Source organism: Micromonospora sp. WMMD712 (assembly GCF_029581295.1).
Classification (GTDB): Bacteria; Actinomycetota; Actinomycetes; order Mycobacteriales; family Micromonosporaceae; genus Micromonospora; species Micromonospora carbonacea.
Genome location: NZ_CP120743.1, coordinates 7577468 through 7592317, shown reverse-complemented (window position 1 = coordinate 7592317; position 14850 = coordinate 7577468). Strand labels below are relative to the sequence as shown.

Genomic DNA, 14850 nt, shown 5'->3' with positions numbered 1-14850 from the left:
CGTCGTCGTGCCGTTGTCAGGTGTCACGGAACCGCTGCCCGCCCGCGGCGGGAACCGCTGCCGGCCGCTAGGAGTGCCGGCTGTTGTTGACCCCGCCGGCCAGGTCGGCGTTGGTCGCCTCCACGGTGGCCAGGATCTGCCCCAGCTTCCGCAGGTCGTCCTGGTAGCCCTGCGGCACCGCGCCCAGGAGCTTGATGAGGTCCGCGCCCAGCCCCGCCTTCGGCAGGTTCGCCACGATCTCGTCGATGTCGGCGTACGGCTCGCCGACGAGTCCGGGATGGTCCGTGTCGCTGCGCCGCAGCGCGCGCTGGATCCGGTCCAGTTCCTCGGTGAACGGGTCGAAGTTCGGGTTGGTCAGCCGGCCGGTGTCGGCGCCGAGCGGCCCGGTCGCCGGGGCCATCAGCGGGCTCCCGCCGCGGGCGGCGGCGTCGGGGCGTCGTCCGGCTCGGCGACGCGGAACACCTCGGCGAGCAGCCGGTCCATCGGCAGCGGGCCGTGCTCGGGGTCGGCGTCGCCGGTCAACAGGTCGATCATCGGCAGCCCGGCGGGGAGCAGCGACTCGAACGCGGCGACGGTGCGGGCCAGCGCCTCGTCCCGGGCCGACGCGATCGTGTCGACCAGCAACTCGCCCAGCTCCGGGCCGGGCATCGACCGGTACGCCGAGGTCGGGAACTTGATCGCGGTGACCGCGCCCCGGCTGTCCACGGTGACCGCCACCGCCCGGTTCTTCGCGGTCACCGTGCTGTACGTGGTGTGCAGGCCGCCCTGGATCTCGTCGATCGCGGCCTTCTGCCGTTCGAGTTCGGCGAGCGCCTGCTCGACCTGGTTGGACAACGGACTCGACATGTCTCACCTCACGGTTCGCGTGCTTCGTCTCTGCTGCGGGGCCGGCGGCGGTCAGGGATCAGCCCTGGCCGCGCGCCTGTTCCCGGCCGTGGACCACCGGGCCGGGGGCCGGCGCCTGCGCCACCTCGACGGGCGCCGCCACCGGCCGCCGCCTCGGCGGATCGGTCCGGCCGACGACGGCCGCAGTGCCCGTCGGGTCGGCTCCCCAGGACTCGTCGTCCTCGGTCAACCGGATGCTGCGCCGCGCGTCGTCGCCGCCCGTCCGGCTCACCGGCGCGCCGATCGCCGGCAGGATCGGGGGCCCGCCGGTCCGGCCGGCACCGGCTGCACCGGCCCCGCCGCCCGTCGCGCCGGGTGCCCCCGCGCCTCCGACGCCGCCGGAGAACCCCGTGCCACCGGGCAGGCCCGCGCCGCCCACGCCACCGGGCGGACCGGCGAGCAGGGCGGCCAGCTCGCGGCCGACGGCGGAGCCGCCGACGGCCGCGCCGGGCGCGGCCACGACGGGCCCGTCGGTCAGGTCACCGATGTCGGCCCCGCCGTCGGCCCAGTTCCCCAGCGCCCCGCCGGAGCGGCGGTCGGCGTCCGGCACGCCGCCGCCGGCCCGTGCGCCGATGACCGGGCCGACGCCGCCGGCCAGGCCACCCACCCCGGCCAGCGCCCCGCCGCCCCACCCGCCGACGCCGGTACGCCCGACCGCGCCGAGCGCGCCGGCCCCGACACCGGCCACGCCCGAGGCGTCGAAGCCGCCGGAGCCGCCGGCCAGGCTCGTCGCGCCGAGCGCCGACCCGACGCCCGCCCCGCCGAACCCGCCGCCCGGCGCGCCGACCGCGCCGCCGGCCGCCGGCCCGCCGGCCAGGAGGTTCCCCGCCCCGCCGGCCCCCGAGGAGGAGAACGTCAGGGCCGACCCGCCGCCACCGACGCCGCCGGGGCCCGTCCCGTCGAACCCGGTGCCGCCGAACTGGGTGCTGGTGAACCGCACCTCGTCGCGGGGCGGCCCGTCGGCGGGCCCTTCCGGGGAGCCCTGCGGCGGCGGGGACTGCCCGCCGCCGGCAGGCCCGGTGAACCGGTTGACGATTCCGCTGGTCTGGCGCAGCGCGGCGACGAGCTGGCCCAGCGCGGTCCGCATCTGGATGTCGAGCAGGACGAGCTGCCGCAGCCAGGCCGAGCGCAGCAGCACGTCGAGGTCGGCCCACCCGGCGGCGGTGGTGAGGTCGTACGTGCCGCTGACCGAGCCGGTGCCGTAGGTGTCCGGGACGGTGATCAGCACCGCGTTCAGGCTGCCCCGGTCGACCTGTTCGAGGATGCTGCGGACCGTGCTGAACAACGCGGCCGGGTGGTACGTGTTGTACCACTCGTGGGTGTGGTCGCTGAAGACCCGCCAGGCGTCGTTGATCCGCTCGCGGAACATCAGCAGGTCGTTCGACTGCTCGAAGACCCGGTCCGACCAGGCGTTGGTGTCGTTCGTCGCGTTCATGTCCCGGGTGAGCCGGTCGATGTCCGCGTGCAGGGTGTCCAGGGCCGCCACGAAGACCGCCGAGGCCGACCCGGCGAACCCGGAACCGGCCCCGCTGATCCCGTCGCGCAGCGCCCGCAGCTCGGCGGCGGTGGTGAGCAGCGTCTGCTCGACCCGCCAGAGCAGGTTGCCGGCGTCGGTGAAGCTGCGTTCGCTGAACCAGCCGTTGGTGCCGGCGTACAACCGGGTGAGGGCGTTGACGCTGGCCCGGTAGAAGCTGTCGAACGCGCTGCTCGGCGGCGGTCCGCCGGCCCCCTCCCAGAAGGTGACGTGGCCCCGCACGATCTCCCAGAGGTCCCGCTGCGGGTCGTCCACCCCGGGGCCGACCCGGCGGAAGCCGATCAGCTCCCGGTCCCCCGGGTCCACCGTGGGGCGGGTGCCGCGGTCCAGCTCCTGGGTGCGCCGTTCGACGAACCGGACCCAGGTGACCCCGTGGCCGGCGACCAGGTTGCGGTCGATCAGCGTGCCGCTGAACTGGTCGGTGCCGTCGCGGCCCTCGTTGAGGACGTCCCGCAGCATCCGTTCCCAGGTCCAGCCGGCGAACTCCTGGTTCGGGGCGGTCACCGCGCGGCCCGCCCGCATCGACGGTCAGCCACGGCGACGTCCCGTCGCCCGGGTGGGGCCAAGCGGCCCGCCGGGTCGGCGCGGCGCGGCCGGAACCGTGGTGGCCGGCTCCTCGGACTGCTCGGCCCGGCCGATGACGGCCATCCCGCAGTCCGGGTCGGTGCCCCAGACGTCCTCTTCCTCCTCCAGCCAGGTCTTGCGCTCACGGTCCTTCTCCCCCTGTTGGCCGCCCCCACCCATGCCGCCCATGCCGCCCATCGGCGGCATCATCGGGAACCCGCCGGCGGCCGAGGCGGCGGAGTCCGCGCCCCGCGCCCCGGTGCCGGCGGGCGCGAGACCCGCCGGCTCGCCGAGCAGCGCAGCCAGTTCGCTGCCGAGGGCCATCCCGCCCGTCGTGGACCCGCCCGGCGCGCCGCCGCCCAGGCTGCCGACGTCGACGCCGTCCACATCGGTCGGGAACTGCGCCGACGGGTTGGTCGTCTCGTCGTCGCCGAGGCCGCCGCCGGCCCCGCCGCCCCTGCCGCCGCCCAGGCCGCCCGAGCCGCCGGGGCCGCCCAGGCCCGGGGGCAGGCCGGGCAGGACGCCACCGCCGCCGATCCCCCCGCCGATCCCGCCGCCGGCCCCGCCGCCGAGGCCGCCACCGCCCGCGCCGGAGCCGGTGCCGCCGCCGGGCAGGTCGTCCCAGTCGACGTCGCCGCCGATCCCGCCCAGCCCGCCCGTGCCGAGATCACCGCCGCCGCCGACGCCCAGGCCGCCCGACCCGCTGCCCCCGCCCAGCCCCAGGCCGGAACCGCCACCCAGGCCAAGTTCGCCACCGCCCAGGCCGAGGCCCGAGCCGCCGCCCAGGCCCAGGTCGCCACCGCCGCCCAGGCCCAGGTCACCGCCGCCACCGAGCCCGAGGTCGCCGCCGCCCACGCCGAGGTCACCACCGCCGCCCAGACCGAGATCGCCGCCGCCACCGAGGCCGAGATCGCCGCCGCCGTTCAGGTCGGGGCCACCGCCGCCGTTCAGGTCCGGCACGCCGACGTCGGGGACGCCCCCGGGCGGCGGGGTGCCGGTGTTGCCGCTGGTCGGTGGCGGCGAGATGACGCTCACCAGGTGGGTGACCGACCGCAGCCGGGTCGTCAGCCGCGCCAGCTCGGCACGCATCGTGGCGTCCAGCTCCCGCAGCTGGCCGAGCCAGGCCCCCTTGACCAGGTTGTCGACCGCCTGCCAGCCGGCCTCCGTCATCAGGTTGAAGGTGCCGGTGTTCACCGTGCCGTTGCCGTACGCGTCCGGCAGGGTGATCGTGACCTGGCTGAAGTTGCCCGTCCTGACCTCGGCGACGATCTTCTTCAGCGAGTCGATCAGCGTGGTCGGGTTGTAGCCGTTGAACCACTGGAACGTGTGGTCGCTGAACTCCCGGAACGAGCTGGCGATCTTGTTGCGGAAGGTGGTCATGTCGTCGACCACGTCGTCGACCTGGTCGGACCAGGCCCGGTCGGCGCTGTTCGCGTTCATGTCGACGGCGAGCCGGTGCACGTCCCGGCGCAGGTTGGCCAGCAGCCCGATGAAGACCCCGGAGGCGTTGCCCTGGAACCCGGACGCGTCGTCGCCGACCCGGTCCAGGATGGTCTTCAGCTCCCGCTCGGTGCTGACCAGGTTCTTCTCGACGTCGTTGAGCATCAGGGCGGCGTCGGTGAAGCTCTTCCAGCTGAACACGGGGTTCGCGCCGCTGGTCAGCCGCTGCAACGCCCCCTCGCTGGCCTTGTAGAAGGTCTCGAAGGCGCCGCGCGGGGAGGGCGCTCCCTCCGTCTGCGACTCACTGAAGACGATCTTGACCTGGATGTACTGGGTCCGGGTGGTGTAGTGGGGTTTCCCGTCCCGCAGCGAGCCGACCGTGCTGACCCGGAAGAGGAAGAACTCGTTGCCGTCGAGCGAGTCGATCCGGTTGGTGTAGTCGCTGGTGTCGGGCGGCTCCGAGGACTCGGTGACCGCGTCGGTGTGGTCGACGAGGCGCAGCCACCGCACGTCCGGGCCGGCCACCAGCTTGCGGTCCAGCAGGGTGCCGCTGGCGCCGTCCGGCCCGTCCTTCCCCTCGCCCAGGACGTTCTGGAGCATCGATTCCCAGGTCCACTGGGACATGTCCTGGTACGGCGCGGTCACCGGGTCACGCCGTCTGGCCGGTGCTGCCGGTGCCCGTGCCGCCGCTGGTCGGGAGGTACTCCAGGAACCGCTCGGCGGTGATCGAGTTGAGCGACTCGATGTAGTCCGAGTTCGCGAGCAGCTCGGTCAGCCCGACCGCGAGGCTGTTCATCGTGGTCCGGTGGCCGGTCATCCGGGTCAGCAGCGTGTCGCCGGTCTTGTTGACCTGGTCGCGGATGGTCTTGCCCGGCTCGAAGTTGCTCGTGCCGGCGGAGACGGTCAGGTCGCGCAGCGTCTGCGACACGTACTGGCCCTGCCCGGAGGTGGCGGTGTCGACCGCGTCCCGCAGGCTGTTCAGCTTCGCGATGATCTGGTTGATGTACGGCTCGTCGATGACGATCGGCATCGGGTGCTCCTTTCCGCGGGGTGGGGGCGGGCGGCCCGACGCCGCCCGCCGCACCGAAGGTCAGACGTTGCCCTGGAACAGCGCCGCGCCCCGCGCGTCGCCCAGCCGGTAGTTGTCGTGGATCTGGTCGAGCCGGGACGACGCGGCGGCGAGCGCCTGACGCATCTCGTTGATCCCGGTGTTCCACTTGGTCTGCGCGGCGACGAACGACTCCCTCGTGTCACCGGAGTTGGCGTTGACGTACGTCTGCACGACGGTGTTGAGCTCGTCGATCGCGTTCTGGATGCTGTTGGTCACGCCCTGCAGCTCGGCCGAGCTGTCCAGCAGCCCGTTGGGGTTGAGTCCGTACGACGGCATGGTCGCCCTCCGTGATGGGTCGGTCGGTGGTCAGGTCCAGCTCGCGGAGAGGGCGTTGTCCTGCTCCACCTGCGCGCTGGTCTGGTAGTGGCTGGTCATCGCGACGTTCAGGTCGAGCAGTCCCTGCTTCACCTTGCTCAGCCCCTCCAGCCACTGCTGGATGGAGTTGGTGAAGACGGTCTTCGCCTCCCCGCGCCACTGGGTGTCCAGGAAGCTCGCGGTGTTGTCGACGGCGCGCTGCGCCGCGTCGCACTGCGCGTCCGTCTGGTTCATCGCCGAGATGGTGCTGCGGATGGTCTGCTCGTCGACCTCGTTGCCGAGTGGCATGTGCGCTCCTTTCCGGTTCGGGCGCTCGCGGCGGATCCGCGACGCCGGCTCCCTGCCCGGCCGGCCTCATCCGACGACCCCGCTCGGGTCGAGGGCGGGACCGGTCGGCAGCAGGTCGATCAGGTCCGGCGAGACGACGGTCGCGTTCGCGGGTGGGTAGCCCAGCCGCTCCGCCACCGCGCCACCGGCGAGGGGGTACTTCACCCCGGCGTCGGTCACCAGGTAGTAGCCGGTGCCGGGCTGCCCGCCCCGGCCGGCGACCAGCAGCCCGCCGAGCCCGGGGGCGACCGCCACCGCGTCGGCGGTGCGCCCCGTCCGGGTCACCCCGACCCCGCCCCGGACGATCCCGGACGCCGCCACCGGCCGGGCCGCGACGACCCAGGGGCGGCCGCCGGCGTCGAATCGCAGGCACCAGGCGAGGCCGGGGCCGTGGGACGCCGCCGCCGGCGCCACCTCCGGCAGCCCGTCGGCCAGTGGCGACCGCGCCGCGACGGGCAGCCGGGCCAGCGCGGCCGGGCTGAGCGGGGTCGGGACCACCGCCCGGCCGCCGTAGCCGGCGACGGTGGCCGGGTCGGCGGCCAGCAACGCGTACGCCAGCGGGGTGAGCCGGACCAGCCCGTCGCGGCGCAGCAGGTAGTGGCGTTCCGCGCCCTCGGCGGTCCGGGCGGTGAAGAGCTGGCCGACGCGGGTCGGCTCCCCGTCCACCTCCGGCCCGGCCTCGCCGCGCCCCGGCACGGCCACCGGCCCCAGGTCCGGCCCCGCCGGCAGCAGGTCCAGCCAGGCCGCCGGCACGGTGGCCGCCGGCCCGTCGTGGCCGAGCACGGCCGGCAGCCACGGGGCGGTGAGGCGGAACCGGTGGCCGTTCCAGATCAGGTGGCCGGCGGCCGGGTCGCCCGCCGGCCGGGCCAGCAGCGCCCGGTCGGCCGGCAGCGCGGTGCCGTCGGCCGCCGCCGCGACGGCCAGGGTGAGCGCGGTCGTCTCGGTGCCGGCCAGGTCCGTGGCGGCGGGCGCGCAGGCGGTCCAACGGGCGCCGGCCAGCCCGCCGGCCGGCAGCACGTCGGGGGCGCCCACGATGCCGACGGGCTGCCCGTGCGCCACCCCGCGCAGCGACTTCGCCGACACGGTGACGACGGCGAGGTCCTCGCCGAGCAGCAGCCGCGCCGAGGCGTAGTTGAGCACCGGGCGCAGCCGGCCGTCGAGGTAGAGGTAGCGCGACCCGGTCTCCTTCTCGACCACCAGCGCCCCGGCCCGCCGCCAGGCGGTGGCCGCGCCGGGGGCGAAGAAGCCGTACAGGGTGAAGCCCCCCGCCACCAGCGCGGCGACCAGGATCCCGGCGAGCAGGCCGACGGTGGTCCGCCGGTGGGGCGTCTCCAGACCGTCCGGCTCGCCGGCCACCAGCGCGGCGCTGAGCCGGCCGAGCAGGTGGGACTGGGCCTGCACCTGGTCGCGTCGGGACTGCACGGCGTCAGCCCCCGATCGCCCGGAAGAAGCCGTACCCGCCGAGGACGGCGAGCAGGATCGGCAGCAGGGCCACGGCCGCCGCGGTCAGCGTGAGGTCGCCGACCCGCCCCCAGTACGGCGTCACCCGCCGCTCGGCCAGGCTCCGCGCGGCCAGCAGCAGGGCCGGCACGGCCACCGGCAGCACGCCGAGCGCCGCGATCCGGCCCACCGGCCCGACGCCGGCCAGCGTGTCGACGGCCGCCGCGGTCAGCCCGGACAGCGCCGGCACGGCCTGCGCCAGCCGGTGCCAGGCGCTGGTCATCGGCCTGGCGTTCAGCGACCAGACCAGCGCGACCAGCGCCACCAGGGTCAGCTCGGCCCAGCCCGCCCGGTGCGCCACCACCAGCAGCGCCACGGCGGTCGCGGTGGCCGCACCGGCGTACAGGGCGGTCATCAGCCGGTCGACGGCCCGCGCCCGGTCCATCAGCGGGCCGGCGGGCTCGGGGGCGATGTCCTCCTGGAGGTGCTCGGGCCGGGTCGGCAGCGGGGCCAGGCGCAGCCCGGCGAGCCGGAAGGCGAGCAGCGGCACCGTCAGCACCAGGGCGGTCGCGGCCACCGCCACCACCGCGGCGGCCTGCACCCCGGTGAGCCCGCCGGCCGTCGCGGCGGCCCCGCCGAGCACGCCCAGCAGCAGCGCGGTGGCCAGGGCGACGAAGATCGGGGTGGCCGCGCCGAGCAGCCCGGCGGCGAGCACGGCGACCGCCGCCGCGGTGGCGGTGCCGCCCAGCACCTGCGGCACGGCCAGCGGCCACGCCGCGCCGGCGTCCCCGGGCAGCACGAGCCCGGCCGCCGCGGCGTAGCCGGTCGCGGCGACCGCGAGCAGCACCCCGAAGCCCTGCTCGCCCGCGGCCCGGACCAGGGCCGCCCCGGCGGCCAGCGCCAGCACCGCCACGGTCAGCGCCGCCACCGCCCGCAGCGTGACCGGGCCGGGCATGAGCAGGGCCAGCAGGCCGACCGCGAGCAGCGGCACGGCCAGGGCCAGCGCCACCGGCCGGTTCAGCTCGGGACGCCAGCGGCCGGGGCGGTCCCGCACCCCCGTCGCCATCCCGTCGACGAGGTCGTCGAAGTCGACCTCGGGCAGCTGGTCGGCGCGCGGACGCAGGTACACCAGGTCGCCGTCGCGCAGGTCGAGGGCGGCGACGCTGCTCTCCTCGTCGAGCGGGGCCGCGCCGGCCCGTTGCAGGACCCAGCCGCCGTGGCCGAGCCCGGTGTCGGCCAACCCGTCGCCGAGGTGGTGCAGCAGCGCCGGCAGCAGGTCGGCGACGACGACCCCGGCCGGGACGGCCACCTCGATCTGCCGACTCGGTCCACGCACGACCAGCCGGCACATCTGCTCGGTCACGGTGCCAGTCATGGCCCCTTCAACGGAGCCGTCGGCGGACGGTTCAACGACGACCCGGATTTTCTTTCCCGCCGACTGCCGGCCACGGCCCGCGCCGCCTCCGGGCCGCTCCCGGGCGGACCGGCCGGCCGGCCGGCCGGAAGAACGATCGACCCGGACGGGCCCCGGCTCCGTTGTGGGGGGCGGAGCGAGGCCGGTGTGGAGGGAGACGGGTATGGGTACGGTGCTGTTCCGGCGACCGGCGCGGCGCGGCGGGCCGGAGATGCCCACCGGCGAGCTGACCCTCCAGGAGCCGCCGGAGCTCAGCGAGCCGCAGCGCAACGGCGCCCGGCAGGCCATGATGGTGCTGCCGATGGCGCTCATGACCGGCGTGATGATGCTGATGTTCATGGGCCCGTCGCGCGGCCCGCTGACCTGGGTGATGGCCGGCATGATGGCGGTGGCCATGGGCGGGGTGATGATCGGCTCGGTCATCGCCAGCGGCGGGGAACGCAAGCAGCGGCACGGCGGTGACCGCCGCGACTACCTGCGCTACCTCGCCCAGCACCGGCGGCGGGTCCGCCGGTACGCGGTCGAGCAGCGCGCGTCCAGCCTCTGGCGGCACCCCGACCCGGCGTCCCTGTGGTCGCTGGCGATGACCACCCGACGCTGGGAGCGCCGACCGACCCACCCGGACTTCCTGGAGATCCGGGTCGGCACCGGCGAGCAGCGGCTGGCGGTGCGGATCGCCCCGATGCAGACCAAGCCCATCGAGGACCTCGAACCGGTGGCCGCCAAGGCGCTGCGCCGGTTCATCAGGGCGTACAGCACCCTGCCGGAGCAGCCGGTGGCGCTCTTCCTGCCGGGCTTCGCCGAGATCCGGATCACCGGCGAGCGGGCGCTGACCCGGGCGCTGCTGCGGGCGCTGCTCGCCCAGCTCGGCACGCTGCACGCGCCCGAGGAGGTCCGGGTGGCGTTCTGCGTCGGGCCGGACGGGCGCGCGGCGTGGGAGTGGGTCAAGTGGCTGCCGCACGCCCAGCATCCCGCCGAGCAGGACGCCGCGGGCGGTCTGCGGCTCGCCGCCGACGGGATCGAGCGGCTCGAACGGCTCCTCGGCGCGGAGTTCACCGGCCGCCCCCGGTACGAGGCGGGGGCCACCGCCGACCGGGACGAGCCGTACGTGGTGGTGGTCCGCGACGGCGGCCGGGTGCCGGCCGGACACCGGCTCACCGCCGGCGGCTACCGCAACGCGGTCTTCGTCGACCTGGACGACCCGCCGGTCGCCACCGGGAAGGGAATTCTCAACCTGGAGGTCACCGCCGACGCGCTGACCATGCTCGGGCGGGACCGGGTCGGCCAGGAGACCCGGCAGGTGCTCGCCGTCCCCGACCTGCTCGGCCCGGCGCGGGCCCGGGCGGTCGCCCGCCTCCTGTCGCCCTACCGGCTGGCGGTCAGCACCGAGCTCGCCCCCGAGCCGATGAAGGCCGACTTCGACCTCGGCACGCTGCTCGGCATCCCCGACCTGGAACGGCTGGACCTGGCCGCGCTGCGCGGACGGCGCGGCCCCGACGCGCGGCTGCGGGTGCCGATCGGGGTCGACGCCACGGGCGCCCCGGTGGAGCTGGACATCAAGGAGTCCGCGCTGGGCGGGATGGGGCCGCACGGCATGCTGATCGGGGCGACCGGGTCGGGCAAGAGCGAGCTGCTGCGCACCCTGGTCCTGGCACTGGCCGTCACGCACTCCTCGGAGACACTCAACCTCGTCCTGGTCGACTTCAAGGGCGGGGCCACGTTCCTCGGCCTGGACCGGCTGCCGCACACCTCCGCGGTGATCACCAACCTGGCCGACGAGGCGTCGCTGGTCGGCCGGATGCGCGACGCCCTGCACGGCGAGCTCGTCCGCCGCCAGGAGCTGCTGCGGGCGGCCGGCGGCTACAGCTCGGTGCTCGACTACGAGAAGGCCCGCGCCGGCGGAGCGCCGCTCGACCCGCTGCCCACCCTCTTCGTGGTCGTCGACGAGTTCTCCGAGCTGCTCGCCGCGCACCGCGACTTCATCGACCTGTTCGTCATGATCGGGCGGCTCGGCCGGTCGCTCGCCGTGCACCTGCTGCTGGCCAGCCAGCGCGTCGACGACGGCCGGATCGGGCAGTTGGAGTCGCACCTGTCGTACCGGATCGGGTTGCGGACCTTCTCGGCCATGGAGTCGCGGTCGGTGATCGGGGTGCCCGACGCCTACGAGCTGCCGGCCGCGCCGGGCAACGGTTACCTGCGGATGGACGTCTCCACCCTGATCCGGTTCAAGGCCGCCTACGTCTCCGGGGAGTACCGCCCGCGCCGCGCCCGGGCCCGGCAGGACGTGGTCCAGCGGCAGGTGGTGCCCTACGGCCTGGAGCACGTGCCGGTCGAGACGCCGGCCCCGCCGCCCGAAGGGCTTGTGACGCCGCCCGACGGGCCGGCCCACGCCGACGAGCCGGAGCCGCCCGCCGCGCGGGCCGTCTTCTCGATCGTCACCGACCAGCTCGTCGACTCCGGGCCGCCGGCCCACCAGGTGTGGCTGCCGCCGCTGGCCGACTCCCCCACCCTCGACAGCCTCCTGCCGGCCCTCGCGCCCGACCCCGACCTCGGGCTGGTCGCGACGGACTGGCCCGGCAACGGCCGGCTGGTCGTCCCGCTGGGCTTCATCGACAAGCCCTACGAGCAGCTGCGCGACCTGCTCACGGTGGACCTGTCCGGGGTGGGCGGACACATCGGGGTCGCGGGCGGCACCCGCAGCGGCAAGAGCACCCTGATCCGGACGTTGGTCTGCGCGCTCGCGCTGACCCACCGCCCCACCGACGTGCAGTTCTACTGCCTGGACTTCGGCGGTGGCACCCTGGGCACCGTCGCCGGGCTGCCCCACGTGGGCAGCGTCGCCGGCCGGCTCGACACCGACCGGGTCGGCCGGACCGTCACCGAGGTCACCGGCCTCATCACCCGCCGGGAGCGGCGCTTCGCCGAGCAGGGCATCGACAGCATCCAGACCTACCGCCGGCTGCGGGCCGAGGGCCGGGTCGCCGACGACCCGTACGGCGACGTGTTCCTGGTGGTCGACGGCTGGTTCACGCTGCGGCAGGAATTCGAGGCGCTGGAGGTCTCGCTGCGGGAGATCGCGGCCCGGGGCCTCAACTTCGGGGTGCACCTGATCGTCAGCGCGGCACGCTGGTCGGAGGTGCACCACAGCATGCGCGACCAGCTCGGCATCAAACTGGAGCTGCGCCTCGGCGACGCCGTCGACTCCGCCATCGACCTGCGGCTGGCGGCCACCGTGCCCCGGGCCCCGGGCCACGGGCTCACGCCGGAGAAGCTGCACTTCCTGGGGGCGTTGCCGCGCATCGACGGCAACCCCGACCCGGCGAGCTCGGCCGAGGGGGCACGGGAGCTGGCCGCCACGGTCGCCGAGTTCTGGCCCGGGCCGGTGGCGTCGCCCGTGCGGACCCTGCCGGCGGTGCTGCCCGCCGCCGACCTCCCGCCCGCCGAGGGCGACCTGTGGGTGCCGCTCGGCCTGGACGAGACCGACCTGCAACCGTACTGGCACGACTTCGCGGAGCTGCCGCACCTGACAGGGCTCGGCGACAGCCAGAGCGGCAAGACCAACCTGCTGCGGCACCTCGCCCGGATGATCGTCGGCCGGTTCACGCCGGCCGAGGCGCGGATCCTGGTCGTCGACTACCGGCGGCAGCTGTTCGACACGATCCCGGCCGACTACCGCCTCGGCTACTCGGTCTCGGCCGACTCCACCCGGGAGACCATCGCCGACGCGGTGGCCGGCCTCAAGGGACGGCTGCCGGGCAAGGACGTCAGCCCCGAGCAGCTACGCCGCCGCGACTGGTGGACCGGGCCCCGGCTGTTCGTGCTGGTCGACGACTTCGAGATGCTCGCCGGGCAGGACAACCCGCTGCAACCGCTGATCCCGTACGTGCCGCACGGCACCGACATCGGCCTGCACATGGTGGTGGTGCGCGGCACCGCGAACCTCATGCGGATGTCGATGGATCCGCTGCTGCGCCGGCTCCAGGAGGCCAACAGCCCGGACCTGGCCCTGTCCTGCCCGCCGACGGAGGGGCCGCTGCTCGGCGGGGTGAAGGGCCGGCACCTGCCGCCCGGCCGGGCCATGGTGCTGACCCGGCGCGGGCACCGGATGATCCAGACCGGGTACGTCGAGCCCGCGCCCTGACCCCGGGCCGTGGCGCCCGCGCCGGGCGGAACGGCACCGGGGCGGCGACGGTCCGGGACGGAACTTGTCAGGAGCGGCGGCGGCCAGCCGGCACCGGTCAGGGGCGGCGGCGCAGGCGCAGGCCGACGGCGAGGGCGGCGAGCGCGAGGATCGCCACCAGCGCGGCGATCGCGCCGGCGGGGCTGCGCCGCTCGACGGTGGCGACGGTCCCGGCCGGCCTGGCCTTCACCGCCGCCGCCGGGTTGATCATGCCCCAGCCGTACTCCCGGTCGCGCTGGCTGCGGGCACCCGCCGCCGCGCCGTCGGCCGTGGCCATCACCCGGGCCGCCGCCTCGGCCGCGCCGAGCCGCGGCTCGCTGGAGCGCACCAGCGCCACCAGCCCGGCGACGAACGGGACGGCGTAGTCGGTGCCGCTGCCCTCCACCTCGCCCGAGCCGATCCCGAGGCTCACCACGTCCACGCCGGGCGCCACCACGTCCACCTCTCCCGGCCGGTACACCTCGGTCAGCCGGTCGTCGGGGCCCACCGCGCCGACCCGCAGCACCCCTTCGGGCATCCCCGCGCCCTTCGCCGCCGTCGCCGCCGGGGCGGCCACCACCACGGTGGTCCCCCGGTCGACGGCCGCCCGCAGGGCCGCCACCACCCGCTTGTCGGTCGTGTCCACCGACGCGCCGACCATGGCGACCCCGACCCGCTCCGCCGCCGCGAGCCGCAGCGCGGTCACCAGGTCCGCCGAGTCGGCCACCCCGCCGGACACCCCGATCCGCACCGGCACGATGGTGGCCTCCGGGGCGACGCCGACGAAGTCGGTGCCGCGCTGCGCGGCGGCGGCGACGATGCCGGCCATCGCGGTGCCGTGTCCCGTGCAGTCCCGGTCCCCCCGCGCGCCCCCGCCGGCGGCGACGTCCGCCCCGGGGCGCACCCGGCCGCCGAGGGCCGGCAGGGTGCCGTCCACCCCGGAGTCGATGACCGCGACGGCGACCCCCGCCCCCCGGCCGCGCGTCCACGCGACCTCCGGGGTCAACCGCAGCTGCGCCCAGGGCACCCCGCTGACCCGCCGCCGCGACGCCACCGTGCAGACCACGTCGCCGTTCGGCGCGACGGTGGGCCGGACGTCCGGCGACGGCGTCGGGCTCCCCGGGCTGAACACCGGCAACGGGCCGTAGCCCACCTCGGCGCCCACCGCGTCCCACGGCAGCACCAGGATCCACCCCGGACGCAGCACGCCGGGGTCGGTGACGGGGGTGCCGTCCGGCTGGACCCGTCCCTTGTTCAACGCGAAGATCTCCAGGTAGCGCTGCGCGTCGCCGAGCACCCGCAGCGCGATCTCCCAGAGGTGGTCGACCCGACCCTGATCCGCGCGGACCACCACGTACTTCACGAACCCGCCCGGCGGGGCGTCGCGGGCCGGCGCGGCTGTTGCGGCCGGCGCGTCGCCGCCGGCGGGGGAGGCGGGTGCGGGCGTGGCCGCCGCCGGCACCGCCACGACCACGGTCGGGGCCACGAGGCCGAGCCAGCACAGCAGGAGGCCGGACAGGAGACGGGTCCGCCGGGTCCGGCGGCGCCCCGGGACCGGAAGCGGGCGGGACAGTGTTACCTCCCCGGCGGTGATCGTGACGCCGCCCAGGCTACGGCGTCCATCCCGGACGCCCGATGTCCCCCCGATTGCGATTCGGCAA

Annotated in this window: 11 protein-coding genes; 1 reads left to right on the top strand and 10 read right to left on the bottom strand. The window is 75.8% G+C overall.

The window, feature by feature from the left end; all coding sequences use genetic code 11:
• Nucleotides 1-67: 67 nt before the first annotated feature.
• The 9 genes from O7633_RS32200 to eccD form a co-directional block, all read right to left on the bottom strand.
• Entirely contained in the window at nucleotides 68-400 is a 333-nt protein-coding gene (locus tag O7633_RS32200) for a hypothetical protein (RefSeq protein ID WP_282325092.1), read from the bottom strand.
• Nucleotides 400-846 carry a YbaB/EbfC family nucleoid-associated protein gene (locus O7633_RS32195; protein WP_282325091.1) on the bottom strand — a complete coding sequence of 149 codons (447 nt, stop codon included), beginning with the start codon at nucleotides 844-846 and terminating at the stop codon, nucleotides 400-402. The genes O7633_RS32200 and O7633_RS32195 overlap by 1 nt, the downstream gene beginning before the upstream one ends.
• A gap of 58 nt (nucleotides 847-904) precedes the next feature.
• Nucleotides 905-2923 carry a hypothetical protein gene (locus tag O7633_RS32190; RefSeq protein ID WP_282325090.1) on the bottom strand — a complete coding sequence of 673 codons (2019 nt, stop codon included), beginning with the start codon at nucleotides 2921-2923 and terminating at the stop codon, nucleotides 905-907.
• A gap of 24 nt (nucleotides 2924-2947) precedes the next feature.
• Nucleotides 2948-5068 (bottom strand): hypothetical protein, encoded by a 2121-nt coding sequence (locus tag O7633_RS32185; protein ID WP_282325089.1) that lies wholly within the window; start codon nucleotides 5066-5068, stop codon nucleotides 2948-2950.
• A 4-nt stretch (nucleotides 5069-5072) separates the two neighbouring features.
• The gene (locus tag O7633_RS32180; RefSeq protein WP_282325088.1) at nucleotides 5073-5453 is read right to left on the bottom strand and encodes a hypothetical protein; all 381 of its coding nucleotides are present in this window, start codon (nucleotides 5451-5453) and stop codon (nucleotides 5073-5075) included.
• A 60-nt stretch (nucleotides 5454-5513) separates the two neighbouring features.
• Entirely contained in the window at nucleotides 5514-5810 is a 297-nt protein-coding gene (locus tag O7633_RS32175; RefSeq protein ID WP_282325087.1) for a WXG100 family type VII secretion target, read from the bottom strand.
• A gap of 30 nt (nucleotides 5811-5840) precedes the next feature.
• A complete protein-coding gene (locus tag O7633_RS32170) occupies nucleotides 5841-6137 on the bottom strand; it encodes a WXG100 family type VII secretion target (RefSeq protein WP_043962984.1) in 297 nt (98 codons plus the stop codon).
• Nucleotides 6138-6203: 66 nt separating this feature from the next.
• Entirely contained in the window at nucleotides 6204-7598 is a 1395-nt protein-coding gene (eccB, locus tag O7633_RS32165; protein ID WP_282325086.1) for a type VII secretion protein EccB, read from the bottom strand.
• Between the two features lie 4 nt (nucleotides 7599-7602).
• Nucleotides 7603-8991 carry a type VII secretion integral membrane protein EccD gene (gene eccD / locus O7633_RS32160; protein ID WP_282325085.1) on the bottom strand — a complete coding sequence of 463 codons (1389 nt, stop codon included), beginning with the start codon at nucleotides 8989-8991 and terminating at the stop codon, nucleotides 7603-7605.
• Nucleotides 8992-9193: 202 nt separating this feature from the next.
• Here eccD and eccCa point away from each other — a divergent pair, with 202 nt between their 5' ends.
• Entirely contained in the window at nucleotides 9194-13171 is a 3978-nt protein-coding gene (gene eccCa / locus O7633_RS32155; RefSeq protein ID WP_282325084.1) for a type VII secretion protein EccCa, read from the top strand.
• 97 nt (nucleotides 13172-13268) lie between these two features.
• On the opposite strand, the gene O7633_RS32150 is transcribed toward eccCa, so the two are convergent.
• Entirely contained in the window at nucleotides 13269-14675 is a 1407-nt protein-coding gene (locus O7633_RS32150) for a S8 family serine peptidase (protein ID WP_282325083.1), read from the bottom strand.
• Between the last annotated feature and the right edge of the window lie 175 nt (nucleotides 14676-14850).

What these genes read in the sequence shown, in the direction of transcription:
- O7633_RS32175 (WP_282325087.1), bottom strand. Translation starts at nt 5,810, where the DNA reads ATGCCGTCGTACGGACTCAACCCCAACGGGCTGCTGGACAGCTCGGCC.
- O7633_RS32200 (WP_282325092.1), bottom strand. Translation starts at nt 400, where the DNA reads ATGGCCCCGGCGACCGGGCCGCTCGGCGCCGACACCGGCCGGCTGACC.
- O7633_RS32195 (WP_282325091.1), bottom strand. Translation starts at nt 846, where the DNA reads ATGTCGAGTCCGTTGTCCAACCAGGTCGAGCAGGCGCTCGCCGAACTC.
- O7633_RS32180 (WP_282325088.1), bottom strand. Translation starts at nt 5,453, where the DNA reads ATGCCGATCGTCATCGACGAGCCGTACATCAACCAGATCATCGCGAAG.
- eccD (WP_282325085.1), bottom strand. Translation starts at nt 8,991, where the DNA reads ATGACTGGCACCGTGACCGAGCAGATGTGCCGGCTGGTCGTGCGTGGA.
- eccCa (WP_282325084.1), top strand. Translation starts at nt 9,194, where the DNA reads ATGGGTACGGTGCTGTTCCGGCGACCGGCGCGGCGCGGCGGGCCGGAG.
- O7633_RS32170 (WP_043962984.1), bottom strand. Translation starts at nt 6,137, where the DNA reads ATGCCACTCGGCAACGAGGTCGACGAGCAGACCATCCGCAGCACCATC.